Annotated in this window: 17 protein-coding genes; 1 reads left to right on the top strand and 16 read right to left on the bottom strand. The window is 67.4% G+C overall.

What is annotated here, in order from left to right; genetic code table 11:
• Positions 1-141: 141 nt before the first annotated feature.
• The 14 genes from sphsw_RS13615 to sphsw_RS13550 form a co-directional block, all read right to left on the bottom strand.
• The gene (locus tag sphsw_RS13615; protein ID WP_031441080.1) at positions 142-711 is read right to left on the bottom strand and encodes a Maf family protein; all 570 of its coding nucleotides are present in this window, start codon (positions 709-711) and stop codon (positions 142-144) included.
• A gap of 45 nt (positions 712-756) precedes the next feature.
• Positions 757-975, bottom strand: coding sequence for a translation initiation factor IF-1 (gene infA / locus sphsw_RS13610; protein WP_031441079.1), 219 nt, complete (start codon positions 973-975; stop codon positions 757-759).
• A 156-nt stretch (positions 976-1,131) separates the two neighbouring features.
• Positions 1,132-2,628: a DNA methyltransferase gene (locus tag sphsw_RS13605; RefSeq protein ID WP_235188396.1), complete on the bottom strand. Its 1,497-nt coding sequence runs from the start codon at positions 2,626-2,628 to the stop codon at positions 1,132-1,134.
• A 154-nt stretch (positions 2,629-2,782) separates the two neighbouring features.
• Positions 2,783-4,939 (bottom strand): sodium-translocating pyrophosphatase, encoded by a 2,157-nt coding sequence (locus sphsw_RS13600; RefSeq protein ID WP_031441077.1) that lies wholly within the window; start codon positions 4,937-4,939, stop codon positions 2,783-2,785.
• Positions 4,940-5,035: 96 nt separating this feature from the next.
• Entirely contained in the window at positions 5,036-5,923 is an 888-nt protein-coding gene (gene thiL / locus sphsw_RS13595) for a thiamine-phosphate kinase (RefSeq protein WP_031441076.1), read from the bottom strand.
• Between the two features lie 108 nt (positions 5,924-6,031).
• On the bottom strand, positions 6,032-6,487 hold the full coding sequence (gene nusB, locus sphsw_RS13590) for a transcription antitermination factor NusB (RefSeq protein WP_031396492.1): 456 nt from the start codon (positions 6,485-6,487) through the stop codon (positions 6,032-6,034).
• Positions 6,488-6,699: 212 nt separating this feature from the next.
• On the bottom strand, positions 6,700-7,995 hold the full coding sequence (gene hisD, locus sphsw_RS13585; protein WP_031441075.1) for a histidinol dehydrogenase: 1,296 nt from the start codon (positions 7,993-7,995) through the stop codon (positions 6,700-6,702).
• Positions 7,992-8,657, bottom strand: coding sequence for an ATP phosphoribosyltransferase (gene hisG / locus sphsw_RS13580; RefSeq protein ID WP_031441074.1), 666 nt, complete (start codon positions 8,655-8,657; stop codon positions 7,992-7,994). The genes hisD and hisG overlap by 4 nt, the downstream gene beginning before the upstream one ends.
• A 98-nt stretch (positions 8,658-8,755) precedes the next feature.
• The gene (locus sphsw_RS13575) at positions 8,756-9,235 is read right to left on the bottom strand and encodes an RcnB family protein (RefSeq protein ID WP_031441073.1); all 480 of its coding nucleotides are present in this window, start codon (positions 9,233-9,235) and stop codon (positions 8,756-8,758) included.
• Between the two features lie 221 nt (positions 9,236-9,456).
• Complete coding sequence (locus sphsw_RS13570) at positions 9,457-10,332, bottom strand: alpha/beta fold hydrolase (protein ID WP_031441072.1); 876 nt, start codon at positions 10,330-10,332, stop codon at positions 9,457-9,459.
• Between the two features lie 147 nt (positions 10,333-10,479).
• Positions 10,480-11,379 (bottom strand): pirin family protein, encoded by a 900-nt coding sequence (locus sphsw_RS13565; protein WP_031441071.1) that lies wholly within the window; start codon positions 11,377-11,379, stop codon positions 10,480-10,482.
• A complete protein-coding gene (locus tag sphsw_RS13560) occupies positions 11,369-11,815 on the bottom strand; it encodes an NUDIX hydrolase (protein WP_056408949.1) in 447 nt (148 codons plus the stop codon). Before sphsw_RS13560 ends, sphsw_RS13565 begins: the two co-directional genes overlap by 11 nt.
• A 142-nt stretch (positions 11,816-11,957) precedes the next feature.
• Entirely contained in the window at positions 11,958-12,665 is a 708-nt protein-coding gene (locus tag sphsw_RS13555; RefSeq protein ID WP_031441070.1) for a glutathione S-transferase, read from the bottom strand.
• Positions 12,665-12,952: a BolA family protein gene (locus sphsw_RS13550; protein WP_031396501.1), complete on the bottom strand. Its 288-nt coding sequence runs from the start codon at positions 12,950-12,952 to the stop codon at positions 12,665-12,667. Before sphsw_RS13550 ends, sphsw_RS13555 begins: the two co-directional genes overlap by 1 nt.
• 122 nt (positions 12,953-13,074) lie before the next feature.
• Between sphsw_RS13550 and sphsw_RS13545 the strand changes: the two genes are divergently transcribed.
• Positions 13,075-13,599, top strand: coding sequence for a J domain-containing protein (locus sphsw_RS13545; RefSeq protein WP_081874325.1), 525 nt, complete (start codon positions 13,075-13,077; stop codon positions 13,597-13,599).
• A 4-nt stretch (positions 13,600-13,603) separates the two neighbouring features.
• Here sphsw_RS13545 and sphsw_RS13540 read toward each other — a convergent pair whose 3' ends face one another.
• Positions 13,604-14,191 carry a DUF922 domain-containing protein gene (locus sphsw_RS13540; RefSeq protein WP_031441068.1) on the bottom strand — a complete coding sequence of 196 codons (588 nt, stop codon included), beginning with the start codon at positions 14,189-14,191 and terminating at the stop codon, positions 13,604-13,606.
• Positions 14,184-14,560, bottom strand: a 377-nt coding sequence (locus tag sphsw_RS13535) for a Fe2+-dependent dioxygenase (protein WP_031441067.1), incomplete at its 5' end; no start/stop codon positions are given. The genes sphsw_RS13540 and sphsw_RS13535, both read right to left, overlap by 8 nt.

Genomic DNA, 14,560 nt, shown 5'->3' with positions numbered 1-14,560 from the left:
ACGAGGCGTGCGCGCGCGACATGGCCGACGCGCAGCGCCACGTCGTCGCGCTCGATCAGTGCCTCGACGATCTGGTCATTCTCGACCAGCGCGGCGCGGTCTTCGCCGATGCCGGCTTCGTAGAGCCAGACGGGACCGGGTTCAGGCAAGCGCGAGACCGGCGGTCTTCAGCAGCGCGCGGGTTTCGAACAGCGGGAGCCCCACGACTCCCGAATGGCTGCCCGAGAGAAAGCGCACGAACGCCTCCGCGCGGCCCTGGATCGCATAGCCGCCCGCCTTGCCGAGCCCTTCGCCGCACGCGATGTAGTCGTCGATCTCGGCGCTCGAGAGCGGCTTGAACGCGACGATCGTGTCGGCGAGGCGGGTGCGGACGGTGCCGGCGGCGTCGATCACGCAGACCGCGGACAGGCAGTGATGACGTCGCCCGGACAATTTGCCGAGCAGGTCGCGCTGGATGTCGGGCGTATCGGCGGGCGGCAGGATGCGGCGGCCGAGCGCGATGGTGGTGTCGCCGGCGATGACGATCTCACCCGCCGCGCGATCGACCGCGCATGCCTTCTCGACCGCGAGACGCAGCGCATAGGCGCGCGGCACTTCGGCCCGGTGCGGGCTTTCGTCGATATCGGGGGACGCCACGCGCGACGGCACGACGCCGAGCCGCGCCAGCAGGTCGCGGCGGCGGGGCGAGGAGGAGGCTAGGACGAGCACAATTGCCTCGATCTTGCTGCACGACCGCGGACGACCCGCGGCCAGCGCTTATTTGAAGCGGTAGGTGATGCGACCCTTGGTCAGATCATACGGGGTGAGCTCACACAGCACCTCGTCGCCGACCAGCACGCGGATGCGGTTCTTGCGCATCTTGCCGGCGGTGTGACCGAGAATCTCGTGGTCGTTTTCGAGCTGTACCCGGAACATCGCGTTGGGGAGGAGTTCCACCACGCGGCCGCGCATCTCGAGCAGTTCTTCCTTGGCCAAATATAATCTCTGAATTGGGGGAATTTCGGGACGAGCGCCCTTACCGCAGCTTGGCGAAAAAGGAAAGCACGCCCGAAAGGCGCGCATGGCCCTTATGCCCATACGCGCCCCTCAGACCTGGATGTCGGTGTTCGCCGCGTCCGAAACAAGGGCGCGTCACAGCAGCCCGGGCTGTGTGCCCGTGGCTTCGCGCGCGGCACGGCGGAAGGCGGCGCGGTCGACATTGGGGATCCGCGGCCGCTTGCCCTGGAACAGGTCGGCGAGCGTGAGGATCTGAAGCCGCGGGAACGTCTCGTCGACGCCGGCGCGGTAGATGCCGACCGCGGCGGCGCGGCGCTCCATCTCGCGCGTGGGCCTGGCGTTCATGATCAGCACGCCGATCGGCGCCTTTTCGCGCGCGATCGTCGCGGCGAGCGTCTCGACCATCGCGATATCGGGATTGAGCCCGCCCTTGACCGAGACGATCGCGCGGTGCGTGACCATCTTTCCTGCGGCGACATCGTGATCGTTGAAATAGATGAGCCCGTCGATCCCGCCATCCGCCCCCTTCTTGCGGCCGCCGAAGGGGAGCGCGTCGACCAGCGATACCGCCCACCACTGGAACTGGTATTTGTCGCGCAGCGCCAGATCGCGTGCGGAGGCGAGGTCCTTGGGGGTGCCTTCGACCGTGAAGGTGACGCGGGGAAACGCGTCCTTCATGCGCTTTTCGATCAGCGAAATGGCGAGATGCGTGATGTCGATCCCAATCCATTGCCGGCCCATTTTCTGCGCGGCATGGACCGCCGTGCCGCATCCACAGAACGGATCAAGCACCACGTCGCCTTCGTTCGACGACGCGCCGATGATGCGTTCGAGCAGGGCCACCGGCTTCTGGGTCGGATAGCCGAGACGCTCCCGCGACACCGGGGCGATGATAGGAATGTCCCATACGTCGTTCATCGCGACGCCTGGCGACGTGCCGCTCTCCTGCGTGGGATTGCGGGTTCCGTCGGGAGCGAAGGTCACTTTCTGCATCGCCCCGCGCCAACGTTTGATCGAACTCGCCGACGGGGGCATCGTCAGAACGTTGAACAGATTGCCCGTTTCGGTCTTACTGTAGAACAGCAGGCAGTCGTGCATCCGTTGAAAGCGGTGGGAGACCGTCGGCCAGCGCCGATAGCTCCAGATGATCTCGTTCTGAAACTGCCGTTTGCCGAACGTCGCGTCGAGAAGAAGTTTCAGATAGTGGCTCGCGGTCGGGTCGCAGTGGAGATAGAGGCTGCCGGTCGGTTTCAGGACGCGGTGCAGTTCGAGCAGCCGCACTGCCATCATCGCCAGATACGCCATCATGTCATTGTCGCCGAGAAACCCGCGCATCGCGTTGAGCAGGTCGAATGCCTTGGTGTTGCCGCTGCGCGCGACCTGGTCGAAGGCTTCCTCGGCGCTGTCGTTCCAGTGCCAGCTGTCCTCGAACGCCTCGATCTGCGCGTTCGAGGCGCGGCCGTCGGGTTCCTTGAACAGGATGCCGTAGGTGGCGTTCGAATTGAACGGCGGGTCGAGATAGATCAGGTCGACGCTCTCGTCGGCGATCTCCTTGCGGAGGACGGCGAGATTGTCGCCATAGAAGAGGTGGTTTTCGGGGCGGTTGCGCATCGGGGCAGGATGCGGGGGCAAAAGCCGGTCCGTCCAAGCCAGATGCATCCGCGGACGGTCTATCGGGTCCGTTACGGCGGTATTGGCGGGGGGGTGTTACGGAGGGGGCAGCGCGTGCCGCCCCCTCCGTCAGGCTGCACCTGCTACCTCCCCCTTGCGGGGGAGGATCGTCGGGTCAGCCCACCCCGCCGCCCGCGAGTGCGGCGAGCAGCAGCAGCGCGACGATGTTGGTGATCTTGATCATCGGGTTCACCGCCGGGCCGGCGGTGTCCTTGTAGGGATCGCCGACGGTGTCGCCGGTCACCGCGGCCTTGTGCGCCTCAGATCCCTTGCCGCCGTGGTTGCCGTCCTCGATATATTTCTTGGCATTGTCCCAGGCGCCGCCGCCGCTCGTCATCGAGATTGCGACGAACAGACCCGAGACGATCACGCCGAGCAGCATCGCGCCGAGCGCGGCGAAGCCCGAGGCCTGGCCGGCGACCGCGGTGATGATGAAATACACCGCGATCGGCGACAGCACCGGCAGCAGCGAGGGCACAATCATCTCGCGGATCGCCGCCTTCGTCACGAGATCGACGGTGCGCGCATAATTGGGGCGGCTGGTGCCGAGCATGATGCCGGGATTGTCGCGGAACTGCGCGCGGACCTCCTCGACGACCGCGCCCGCCGCGCGACCGACCGCGGTCATCCCGAACGCGCCGAACAGATAGGGGAGCAGCGCACCGAGCAGCAGCCCGACGATGACGTACGGATTGCTGAGGCTGAAATCGACCGTGACCTGCGGGAAATAGGTCGCGAGGTCGGTGGTATAGGCGCCGAACAGGACGAGTGCGGCAAGCCCGGCCGAGCCGATCGCATAGCCCTTGGTCACCGCCTTGGTGGTGTTGCCGACCGCGTCGAGCGCATCGGTCTTCTGCCGGACGTCATCGGGCAGGCCCGCCATCTCGGCGATCCCGCCGGCATTGTCGGTGACCGGGCCATAGGCGTCGAGCGCGACGACCATGCCCGCCTGGGCGAGCATCGCGGTGGCGGCAAAGGCGATGCCGATGATCCCGGCGAGCTGGTAGGCGACGATCACCGCGACGACGATGACAAGGGTGGGCAGCGCGGTGGATTCGAGGCTGATCGCGAGCCCCTGGATGACGTTGGTGCCGTGGCCGGTCTCGGATGCCCTGGCGATCGACTGGACCGGGCGGTGGTTGGTGCCGGTATAATATTCGGTGATCCACACGATCAGCCCGGTGACGACCAGCCCGATCATCATCGACCAGAACAGGTCCATGCCGGTGAAGCTCTGCGTCAGCGACGGCGCGGCCTGGGTGGTCAGGTCGTCGGTCGCGGGATCGAGATAGCCTGCACCGCCGATCACGCGGTGAAGGTCGCCGAGCACATATTGCGTGGCGAGGTAGATGGCGGGAATCGACAGGATCGTCGAGGTGAAGAAGCCCTTGTAGAGCGCGCCCATGATGCTGCCGCCGCCGAGCCGGACCATGTAGGTGCCGATGATCGAGGTGACGATGCACACGCCGCCGACGAGCAGCGGGAGCGTCATCAGCCGCATCAGCTCGGCGCCGCTGGCCTGGATCAGCAGCGCGATCGAGATCATCGTGACGCCCAGGGTGACGACGTAGGTCTCGAACAGATCGGCGGCCATGCCCGCGCAGTCGCCGACATTGTCGCCGACATTATCGGCGATGACCGCGGGGTTGCGGGGATCGTCCTCGGGAATGCCCGCCTCGACCTTGCCGACCAGATCCGCGCCGACGTCCGCCGCCTTGGTGAAGATGCCGCCGCCGAGCCGCGCGAAGATCGAGATCAGCGAGGCCCCGAACGCGAGCGCGGTCAGTGCCTCGACGATGATCCGGTCGTTGGGCGCGTGACCCGCGGGACCGGTCAGGTACCAGAAGAAGGCGCTGATCGCGAGCAGCCCGAGCCCTGCGACGAGCATGCCGGTGACCGCGCCAGAGCGGAACGCCATGGTCAGCCCGGCCTGGAGCGAGGTGCGCGCGGCCTCTGCGGTGCGGACGTTCGCACGGACCGAGATGTTCATGCCGACATAGCCCGCGACCCCCGACAGCACCGCGCCGATGACGAAGCCGATCGTCGAGATGACACCGAGCGTGGCGAGCAGGATGACGGCGACGATGACGCCGACGATCGCGATGGTCGTGTACTGGCGGCCGAGATAGGCCTTTGCGCCCTCCTGGATGGCGGCGGCGATGTCCTGCATCTTCGCATTGCCGGGGGAGGCGGCGAGCACCTGCCGACTGGTGACGAAGCCATATAGGACGGCGATGACGCCGCAGATCATGGCCAGATAGACGGTCGTCATACGGCACTATCCCTTTTTTCAGTTCCTCCCCGGTCTCGGCTTTGCCGAGTCCCGTCCAAGGAACCTATCAGTGCAGGGGTATTGCGCAAGCGACCGTCAGGCGCGGTGCTCATAGCCTAGACTTGGCGGCAGCGGGACGGGCGTGCCGGCATCGTGAAGGACCAGCCCCGATCCCGTCAAGAACGCCCCTATTCGGGTGGCATCGGTGGCGAAATCTTCGGGCGCGGCGAACAGCAGCTGATAGTCGTCGCCCGCGATCGCCGCCGCGACCCGATCGCCCGAAACCCTGAGATAGGCGGCGGAGAGGGGGATGGCGGCGAGATCGATCGCGACAGCGAGGCCGCTCGCCAGCGCCATCCGCGCGGCGTCGATGAGCAGCCCGTCGGACACGTCCATCATCGCATGGACGTGGCGGGCGAGGCGGCGGCCATCGGCAAGCCGGGGCTGCGGGCGGCGGTACGCGGCGAGGAGTTCGGCCGGGCCATTCCTGCCGAGCGCGATAGCCAGTCCCGCGCCCGCATCGCCGATCGTGCCGGTGACGTAGAGCGCGTCCCCCGGCTTTGCGCCGGCGCGGGCGGGGGCGGCGGCGTCGCTGCCGAACGCGGTGACGGTGAGGATGCGGGGTGCTCCCGGGGGGAGGGTGACCGTGTCGCCGCCGATCAGCCGCGTGTCATGGGCCGTAAGGACGTCGGCGAGGCCTTCGAGAAACGCGCGGTCCCATGCGTCGTCGCCGAGCGGGTAGTTGAGCAGGATGCCCTCGGGGACCGCGCCCTTGGCGGCGAGATCGGACAGGTTGGTCGCGACGAGCTTCCACGCGACATCCTGCGCGGGGTCGGTGGGGAGGAAATGCACGCCCTCGACCAGCGTGTCGGTGGTGACGACGAGCGGCCCTGCGTCGAGCAGCGCGGTGTCGTCGTTCAGGCCGCGCGCTGCGGGGTGGAGCGGGAGGCGGCGCAGGGCTGCAATGAACTCGGCTTCGGTCATGTCCTCCGCCAATACAGCAGCGTCATCCTGACGAAAGTCAGGACCCAGAGTAACGAACGCTCCGTCCTGTTACTCTGGGTCCTGGGTCAAGCCCAGGATGACGATAGATTACGCCCGGACCTCTTTCGCGATGCCGTCGAGCAGGCCGTTGACGAAGCCCGATTCGCGCTTGTCGTAAAAGGCGTGCGCGACGTCGACATATTCGCTGATCACCGCGGCGACCGGCACGTCCTTGCGCGCCAGCAGTTCGTAGGTGCCGACGCGGATGATCGCCTTCATCGGCTTGTCGAGGCGGGCGAGCGTCCAGCCCTTGGCGAGCTTGCCCTCGATCAGCAGATCGATCTCGCCGCTGCGGGCATTCGCACCGGTCACGAGGTCGTCGAAGAAATCGACGTCCGCCTCGGCATATTCGACGTCTTCGATCGTCGCGCCGAGCCGGTGCTGATGGAATTCGTTGAGCAGGACGGGCATCGCGGTGCCCTCCATCTCATGCTGGTAGGTCGCCTGGACGGCGGCGAGTCGCGCGGCGGCGCGTGCCTTGGTGCGGGGAGCGGTTCTGGACATAAGCGGTTGCCTGTACGCGCGGGGGGGCTGCGTGTCAGCCCTTCGCGTTTCGGGCGTGTCTAAGCGAAGAAGATTGGTTCGCGCGGAGACGCGGAGACGCGGAGGTGTCGAACTTGCCGCGCAGCGGCCCTCCAATCACCTGCTGGTGATGATCGGAGCGGCTGCGCCGCATACAACATCTCCGCGCCTCCGCGCCTCCGCGCGAACAAAAATCAGTGGTTGAGGCGAAGCCGCAACGCCACCGATTTTGCGTGGGCCGGCAAACCCTCTGCATTGGCGAGCGCAACGGTGGCGGGGCCGAGTTCGCGCAGCGCGGCTTCGTCGAGCGCGAGGAAGCTGGTGCGCTTCATGAAGTCGAGCACCGACAAGCCGCTGGCGAACCGCGCGCGGCGGCCGGTCGGCAGGACGTGGTTCGGACCGGCGACGTAATCGCCGATCGCCTCGGGGGTGTAGCGGCCGAGGAACACCGAGCCCGCGTGACGGATGCGGTCGAAGAACCCTTGCGGGTCGGGGATGGCGAGCTGAAGATGCTCCGCGGCGAGCCGGTCGACCAGCGGGATCGCGTCCGCCAGCGTGTCGACGACGATGATCGCGCCGTTCGCATCCCAGGCGACGCGCGCGACCGCCTCGGTGGCGAGTTCGCTGAGCTGGCGATCGACCGCGTCGGCGACCTTGTCGGCGAACGCCGCGTCGTCGGTGAACAGGATCGACTGCGTCGTGGTGTCGTGCTCGGCCTGGCTGAGCAGATCGGCGGCGGTCCATTCGGGGTCGTTCAGCGCATCCGCGACGACGACGATTTCGGAGGGCCCTGCGACCATGTCGATGCCGACGACGCCGTAAACCTGGCGCTTGGCCTCCGCGACCCAGGCGTTGCCGGGGCCGGTGATGACGTCGACGGGCGCGACCCGGCCGGCGCCGTAAGCGAGCGCGGCGACGGCCTGCGCGCCACCGACGCGCCAGACCTCGTCGACGCCCGCGAGATGCGCGGCGGCGAGAACGAGCGGGTTGATCTGGCCATCCGGCGTCGGCGTGACCATGGCGAGACGGCCGACGCCTGCGACCTTGGCGGGGATCGCGTTCATCAGCAACGACGAGGGGTAGGCCGCACGGCCGCCGGGGACATAGATGCCCGCCGCGTCGACCGGCAGCCAGCGGGCGCCGAGCCGGACACCCGCCGAATCGACCGAGTCGCTGTCGAGCGGCCGCTGCTTCTCATGATAGGCGCGGATGCGCGTGGCGGCGAGTTCGAGCGCGGTGCGCAGCTCGGGCTCGAGCGCGTCGAATGCGGCCTTGCAATTGGCGGCGTCGATCTGCCAGCCGGTCGTCTCGAGGTCGTGGCGGTCGTGCTTCTGCGTCAGGTCGCGCAGCGCGGTCTCGCCGTCGCGGCGGACCGCGGCGATGATCGCGGCGACGTCCTGCGTGACGCCGGCGTCCGATTCGCGGCGATCCTCGACAAGCGCGGTGAAGCGGTCGGCGAAGTCGGCGTCGGTGGCGGAAAGGCGGATCATGCGGCCTGCTCCTGCTCGACGGCACGACGGAACGCCTCGACCAGCGGCACCACCCGAGCGCGCGTCTTCATCGCGGCGCGGTTGACGACCAGACGGCTGGTGACGTCCATGATCCGCTCGACCTCGACCAGGCCGTTTTCCTTGAGCGTGCGGCCCGACGAGACGAGGTCGACGATACGCGGCGCGAGGCCGAGCGTCGGGGCGAGCTCCATCGCGCCGTTCAGTTTCACGCATTCGGCCTGGACGCCGCGGGCGGCGAAATGCGCGGCGGTGACGTGCGGATATTTGGTCGCGACGCGGACATGGCTCCAGCCGCGCGGATCGTCCTTCGCCGCCATCTCGGTGGGCTCGGCGACCGACAGGCGGCAATGACCGATGCCGAGATCGACCGGGGCATAAAGTTCGGAATAGCCGAATTCGGCGATCACGTCCGAGCCGACGATGCCGAGCTGCGCCGCGCCGTGCGCAACGAACGTCGCGACATCGAACGCGCGGACACGGATCAGCGAGATGTCCGGGTCGTTGGTCGCGAAGCGGAGCGCGCGGCTGTCCTCGTCCGAAAACGCCGCTTCGGGATGGATGCCGGCGCGGGCGAGCAGCGGCAAAGCCTCGGCGAGGATACGTCCCTTGGGGACGGCGATGATGATCTGGGAGTCTGGCACGCGCCGGGCTTTACGATCGGGCTGGGGAGGGTGCAACCGGATCGCCCCGATCGCCACAACAATACGGCCCGGGATCGCTCCCGGGCCGTCGTGGCGCCTTAGTAGAAGAAGCCGTTGTTGACCTGTGCGACGCGACCGTTGCGCGTGTCGACCAGGACGACGTCGCGGCCATAGCGGACCCAGCGCTGATAGCCGAAGCCTGGGCGCGGCAGGCGATAGGTCTGGTAGTCGTTGATCCAGTAGTTGCGGCCATAATATTGCGGCGCGAACCGGTGGCCGACGTTGATCGGGCGATAACGATAGCCGCGCGGGCCGACATAGGCCGGACGACGATAGACGTTGGCGTGGCTGCGGCGATAGTCACGCCAGTCCTCGCGGCGCTCCTGACGGTCTTCGCGCAGCTCGCGGCGGGCATCGCGGACGTCGCCGCGGTCGCCGAAACGGCGCGCCTGCTGAAGTTCGCGCTGGCTCTGACGCACTTCACGGTCGCTGCGACGGACTTCGCCATAGCTCTGCGCGCTGGCAAACGTGGGGACCAAGGTTGCGGCGGCTACAGCCGCGAGGATGATCTTACGCATAATGCTCTCCTGTCTTCGACGCCGTATCAAACGGCATGACAGGGGATTTGCTCCCCGGCCGCTGAACGGTTTCAGAATGTGCTGGTCAGGATTCAGACAGGTGGCGGCTACGCCTTCCACCACTTTCGTCATCGTGACAAAAGTCAGGATCCAGGTTTACTGAAGACAGTCTCCTGCGACTCTGGATCCTGACTTTCGTCAGGAGGACGAGGAGTGGGCGGTCAGATCCCCCAGCGGCGCATCGCGGCGATCACTGCGTCGGGTTTTTCCCAGGGCACGAAATGCCCTGCATCGACCTTCTCGATCGTCAGTTCGGGGACATAGTCGGCGAGGTCGAGCTGGCTCGGCAGCAGCGCGGTGTCGCGCATGCCCCAGATCACTAGGACCGGCATCTTCATCGGCGGGAAGGGTGCGTCGAGAAAGGCGGGGCGGGGCGGTGTCTCGTCCATCGCGGGGACGACGATCGCGCTGGCGCGGTACCAGTTGAGCATCGCGGTCATCGCGCCGGGCTGTGACCATTCGTCGAGATAGGCGGCCTTGTCCTTGCCCGCGATCGCCTGCGTCACGTGATGCGCGAAAGTCGAGCCTAGGAACTTCTCGAGGCCCGCGCCGGTGAGGCCCTGGTCGATGCTCGTGTCGCGGAAGCGGCGGATATACTGGCTCGCCTTGCGCTGTTCGGGATCGTCGAAGATCGTCCGCTGGAAGACGAGCGGGTGGGGGGCGTTGACGATCACCAGCCGTTCGATGCGGTCGGGATGCTGGAGCGCGGCCATCCAGGCGACCGCGCCGCCCCAGTCATGCCCGACCAGCGTGAAGCGGTCGATCTTAAGCTGATCGGCGAGTGCGAGCAGATCGGCGACGATCTTGTCGGGGGTGTAATTGGCGACGCCCTCGGGCTTCGACGAGCGCGCATAGCCGCGCTGGTCGGGGGCGATGACATAATGGTCGCGCGCGAGGTCGGGGGCGATGTGGCGCCAGGTGCGGTGCGATTCGGGGAAGCCGTGGAGGAGGATGACGGGCGGGTTGGCGGGATCGCCGCTGATCGCGACGTCGAGGTCGACGCCGGTGGATAGTCGGAGGCTCTGCAGCTCGGTCATGTCTCTCTCCCGCATGGTGCCCCGGATCTGGTCGGGGGTCGATATGGTCTGCACCGATAAGGGGAGTGTGCGGTACCGCGCGGGGCGGGACAAGGGTCGGATCCATTTTGCGATCCTCCCCCTGGCGGGGGAGGATTTATCCGGGGGTCAGGGGTAGCTGACCGTCTTGGGTATCGCCGGGATCTCGATCCGTTCCTTCTCGTCGCCGGGGACCTTGGGGAAATTGCCCGCATTCCAATCGCGTTTCGCCTGTTCGATCCGGTCGCGGTTCGAGCTGACGAAGTTCCACCAGACGTGGCGCGGCGTTGTGAACGCATCGCCGCCGCACAGCATCGCCCGTCCGCCGGTCGCCGAGCGCAGCGTTGCCGCGATGCCGGGGCGCAGGACGTAGAGCACCTGCGGCTCGAGCGGCACGCCCTCCAGCGTCGCCTCGCCCATGGCGAGATAGACCGCGCGCTCCTCCGCGGCCGCGTCGATCGGCACGCTCGCGCCGGGATCGAGCGCGATGTCGGCGTAGATCGTGCCCGAATAGGTCGTGGTCGGCGCGCTCTGGCCCCAGAGACTCCCCATGATGATCCGCGAGCGGGCGCCATGCGCCTCGATCACCGGCAATTGCGCCTTGGTGACGTGTTCGAACGCGGGATCGATCTCCTCGACCGCCTCGGGCAGCGCCAGCCAGGTCTGGATACCCGACAGGTTCGGCCCGCCGGCGCGCTCGTCGCCGGGCGAGCGTTCGGAATGGACGATGCCGTGGCCCGCGGTCATCAGATTGACCGCGCCGGGCTCGATCCGTGCCTTCGTGCCGAGCGAGTCGCGGTGGTCGATCGCGCCGTCGAACAGATAGGTGACGGTCGACAGGTTGATGTGCGGGTGCGGGCGCACGTCGATGCCCGTACCGACCTCGAGATGCGCGGGGCCCATCTGGTCGAAGAACAGGAACGGGCCGACCATCGTCCGGTCCTTGTTCGGCAAGGTGCGGTGGACCTTGAAGCCGCCCAGATCATGCGTCGAGGGCAGGATGGTCTGGAGGACGAAATCATCCAGCATGGCGTGTCTCCGTGGCGTCGAGGAGTTCGACGAGGTCCGCTGGATAGAGGACTTCGTCATGCCCCGCGATGTCGTTTCGGGAAAACCAGCGGTGACCGACGAGCAGCTTGCGCTCCTGATCGGTGAGCCCGCCCGCCGCGACGTCGCACGTATCCACGTCGACGCGGAAATAGCGTTCGTCGGCGGTCACCTCGACGCCCTCGAAGGTGCGGAAGTCGACGACGCGACGCGCGACCTCGGGGCCGCAGTCCATGTCGAGCCCGACCTCTTCCCAAAGCTCGCGGCGGGCGGCGGCGGCATAGCTCTCGCCCGGATCTACCGCGCCACCCGGCGTGCACCAGAGCGGCGGGCGATCATCGGGCGTGAAGCGGAACATCAGCACGCGGTCCTGCGCGTCGACGAGCAGGATGCGCGCGGCGGGGCGCGGGGTTCTCACAGCCCGATGCACCTCCCCGGCGAAGGCCGGGGTCCAGTTGGAGAGGTCGATATGGCAACGGACCGCCCATCGTTATGCCTGTCCCCCAACTGGACCCCGGCCTTCGCCGGGGAGGTGTTGGATGTCGGGAAGCGACCAAGGCTCATGCGGCGTCGAGTTCGGGATAGTGGCGGAAGATGCCGTCGGTGTTGAACGCGATCCGCCGGTCGCTGTTCAGATAGGCCCTGATCGCGGGAATTTCGGCGACCTGGTCGCGGATGCGGATCAGGTTGGGATAGTCGGGTTCGAGCGTGCGCATCCGCTGCGGAAACATGTAACGAAGCCCCTCGACGATCTGGAACAGCGAGGTGTCGGCATAGGTCCAGCGATGGTCGATCAGCCATTCGCCCGGATTGGCCTGTGCCGCATCGTCGAAGTGACCGAGGAATTTTGGGAGCCGCTCGTCACGGAACTGCTTCGCGGCGCGCGCGGCCTCGGGCTTCTGGTCGGCGTAATAGTCCATCATCGCGACCGGGTGGTGGACGTTGTGGACCTCCGCGACGAGATCGGCGATCGTCAGCTGCAGCTGGTTGAGCCACAGCCGATCGGCCATGTTCGACGGCGCGAGGTCGTGGCGTTCGCCCAGATACATCAGGATGTTGGCGACCTGTGCGATCACCAGACCATTGAGTTCGAGATAGGGCGGGGCGAAGGGCGTGCGGCCGGTGCGGTCGTTCAGATCGGCCATCAGCGCCTCGGCGCCGCGATCGTGCGCCGCATCCGTATAGGGGATCTCGCCGCCCTCGAGCGCGAGCCGGACGAATTCGCCGCGGCCCTGAAGGCCGGGCCAGTACCAGAGCGTATAGGCCATCATGCCTCTCCAGGCGCGCGCGCCTTGATCGCGAGCGCGTGGATCTGCGTGCTGAGCAGTTCGGCGAGCGCGTGGTTCACGAGGCGCTGCCGGGCGACGCGGTTAAGCCCTTGGAACGCCGGTGCTTCCACCTCGACACGAAAATGCGTCTCGCCGGTGCCGTCGTCCCCCATATGTCCGGCATGCAGCGCGCTCTCGTTGACGACGGTCAGATGGGTCGGGGCGAGCGCGGCGGTGAGGCGCGCGGTGATCTGGTCCTGTACGGAGCCGGTGGCGAGGTCTGTCATCCGACCTATATAGCCCGTTTTGGATAGACGGGGAGCCGGTGACGCAAGACGCGAGAAAAGAGCGCAAGGACCGGCCCAGCCCCCGTTTCCACGGGCGCGTGGAGGGCAGCGGGCGTGTGTGCATGTGGCCGGGCTGTGTCGAACCCGGCGAATTCCGCGCGCCGCCGCTCGAGGGGCCGAGCGATGGCGGGCCGCCGCAATTCCGCTGGTTCTGCCTCGAGCATGTCCGCGCGTTCAACGCAGGCTATAATTATTTCGACGGGATGACCGCGGACGAGATCCACCATGCGCAGCGGCCGATGGCGGGATGGGAACGCGAGACGCGGGCCTTTGCGCATGGCGGCGGCGACACGCCGCCCAAATGGGCAGACTTTGCTGACCCAATCGACGCGATCGGCGCGCGGTTCGGCGAGCGGATGGCGGCTGCGCGCAAGGATGGTCGCGTGCTGTCCGATGGCGAGCGGCGGTCGCTGCGCGTGCTGGGGCTGGGGACCGACACCGACCGCACCGCGCTGCGCAAACGCTATAGCGAGCTGGTGCGGCGCTATCATCCCGATCGCAACGGCGGGGACCGGGCGCATGAATCGGAGTTGCAGAAGGTCATCGCCGCCTATCAGCATCTGAAGGGTGCCGCGGCGTTCGCCTGACGGGTCAGGAGGCGGGGAAGCTTGCCCCGTCCTTGGTGCCATGCTCCGTCTCGCGGTCATAGGCGATCTGATAGGCGTCGAGCCGGGCCAGCGCTGCCCGTGCGGCGGCGTCCGCGGTCCGGCAGGTCGCCCGCCTGATCGTGGCCAGGATGTCGCCGCGGTGGCGATAGGTGTAGCGGACATGCCCCGCTTCGTGCCGGGCGAGCGCCGCGACGTAGCGGTCCCAATCGGCGCGCTCGGCGGCGGTCAGCCGGGCGGTCGCGGCGAGTTGCGGCATGCGCACCGTTGCCTTGTATCGGATCGTCGTCGCCGCAAGATCGCAGCCGCCGTGTCTGGTTCGCGGCCAGGACCAGCGCAGGTCCCAGCTGCTCAGCGCATCGACCCGGCGGCCGTCATGCGCATCGGTCGGTCGGGCGGCGTCGATCGCCCGGCGGACCGCCATCGCATCGCCGCCATCGACCGGGTAATAGTCGATCGTCACGTCCGGTATTCCGGCAAACGCGGCGTTAGCCTGCGCGCTCGACTGGCTGGTGAGCCCCGCGATCGCGAGCAGCGCGACGAGGGGCCGGATCGGCAGGGCGTGGTCACGCATCGGCCCAGCGACGGAGCAGATTGTGATAGACGCCGGTCAGCCGGATCGTCGCCGGGTCGCCCATCCCTTGCGCCGCGGCGACCGCCTGCACGCCCTGGTCGAGATCGAACAGGATCCGGCGCGCGCCGTCGTCGCGGACCATCGACTGAAGCCAGAAGAACGACGCGGTCCGCACGCCGCGCGTCACCGGCGTCACCCGGTGCAGGCTGGAGGCGGGATAGACGACCATGTGCCCGACGGGCAGCTTGACCGATTGCGGCCCGAACTGATCCTCGATCACCAGTTCGCCGCCGTCATAGTCGGCGGGGTCCTCGAGAAAGAGCGTTGCCGACAGGTCGCTGCGGATCCGGAAATCGCTGCCGCGGCGGA

Source organism: Sphingomonas sp. FUKUSWIS1, from assembly GCF_000733135.1.
In the GTDB taxonomy this organism is placed as follows: Bacteria; Pseudomonadota; Alphaproteobacteria; order Sphingomonadales; family Sphingomonadaceae; genus Sphingomonas; species Sphingomonas aerolata.
The sequence above is the reverse complement of the archived record's forward strand: the minus strand, read 5'-3'. Positions and strand labels throughout refer to the sequence as shown.

Coding starts and splice junctions, on each gene's coding strand:
- sphsw_RS13570 (WP_031441072.1), bottom strand. CDS start 10,332: ATGACCGAGCTGCAGAGCCTCCGACTATCCACCGGCGTCGACCTCGAC.
- sphsw_RS13555 (WP_031441070.1), bottom strand. CDS start 12,665: ATGGCCTATACGCTCTGGTACTGGCCCGGCCTTCAGGGCCGCGGCGAA.
- sphsw_RS13540 (WP_031441068.1), bottom strand. CDS start 14,191: ATGCGTGACCACGCCCTGCCGATCCGGCCCCTCGTCGCGCTGCTCGCG.
- sphsw_RS13545 (WP_081874325.1), top strand. CDS start 13,075: ATGTGGCCGGGCTGTGTCGAACCCGGCGAATTCCGCGCGCCGCCGCTC.
- sphsw_RS13575 (WP_031441073.1), bottom strand. CDS start 9,235: ATGCGTAAGATCATCCTCGCGGCTGTAGCCGCCGCAACCTTGGTCCCC.
- sphsw_RS13600 (WP_031441077.1), bottom strand. CDS start 4,939: ATGACGACCGTCTATCTGGCCATGATCTGCGGCGTCATCGCCGTCCTA.
- hisD (WP_031441075.1), bottom strand. CDS start 7,995: ATGATCCGCCTTTCCGCCACCGACGCCGACTTCGCCGACCGCTTCACC.
- sphsw_RS13565 (WP_031441071.1), bottom strand. CDS start 11,379: ATGCTGGATGATTTCGTCCTCCAGACCATCCTGCCCTCGACGCATGAT.
- thiL (WP_031441076.1), bottom strand. CDS start 5,923: ATGACCGAAGCCGAGTTCATTGCAGCCCTGCGCCGCCTCCCGCTCCAC.
- sphsw_RS13550 (WP_031396501.1), bottom strand. CDS start 12,952: ATGACAGACCTCGCCACCGGCTCCGTACAGGACCAGATCACCGCGCGC.
- nusB (WP_031396492.1), bottom strand. CDS start 6,487: ATGTCCAGAACCGCTCCCCGCACCAAGGCACGCGCCGCCGCGCGACTC.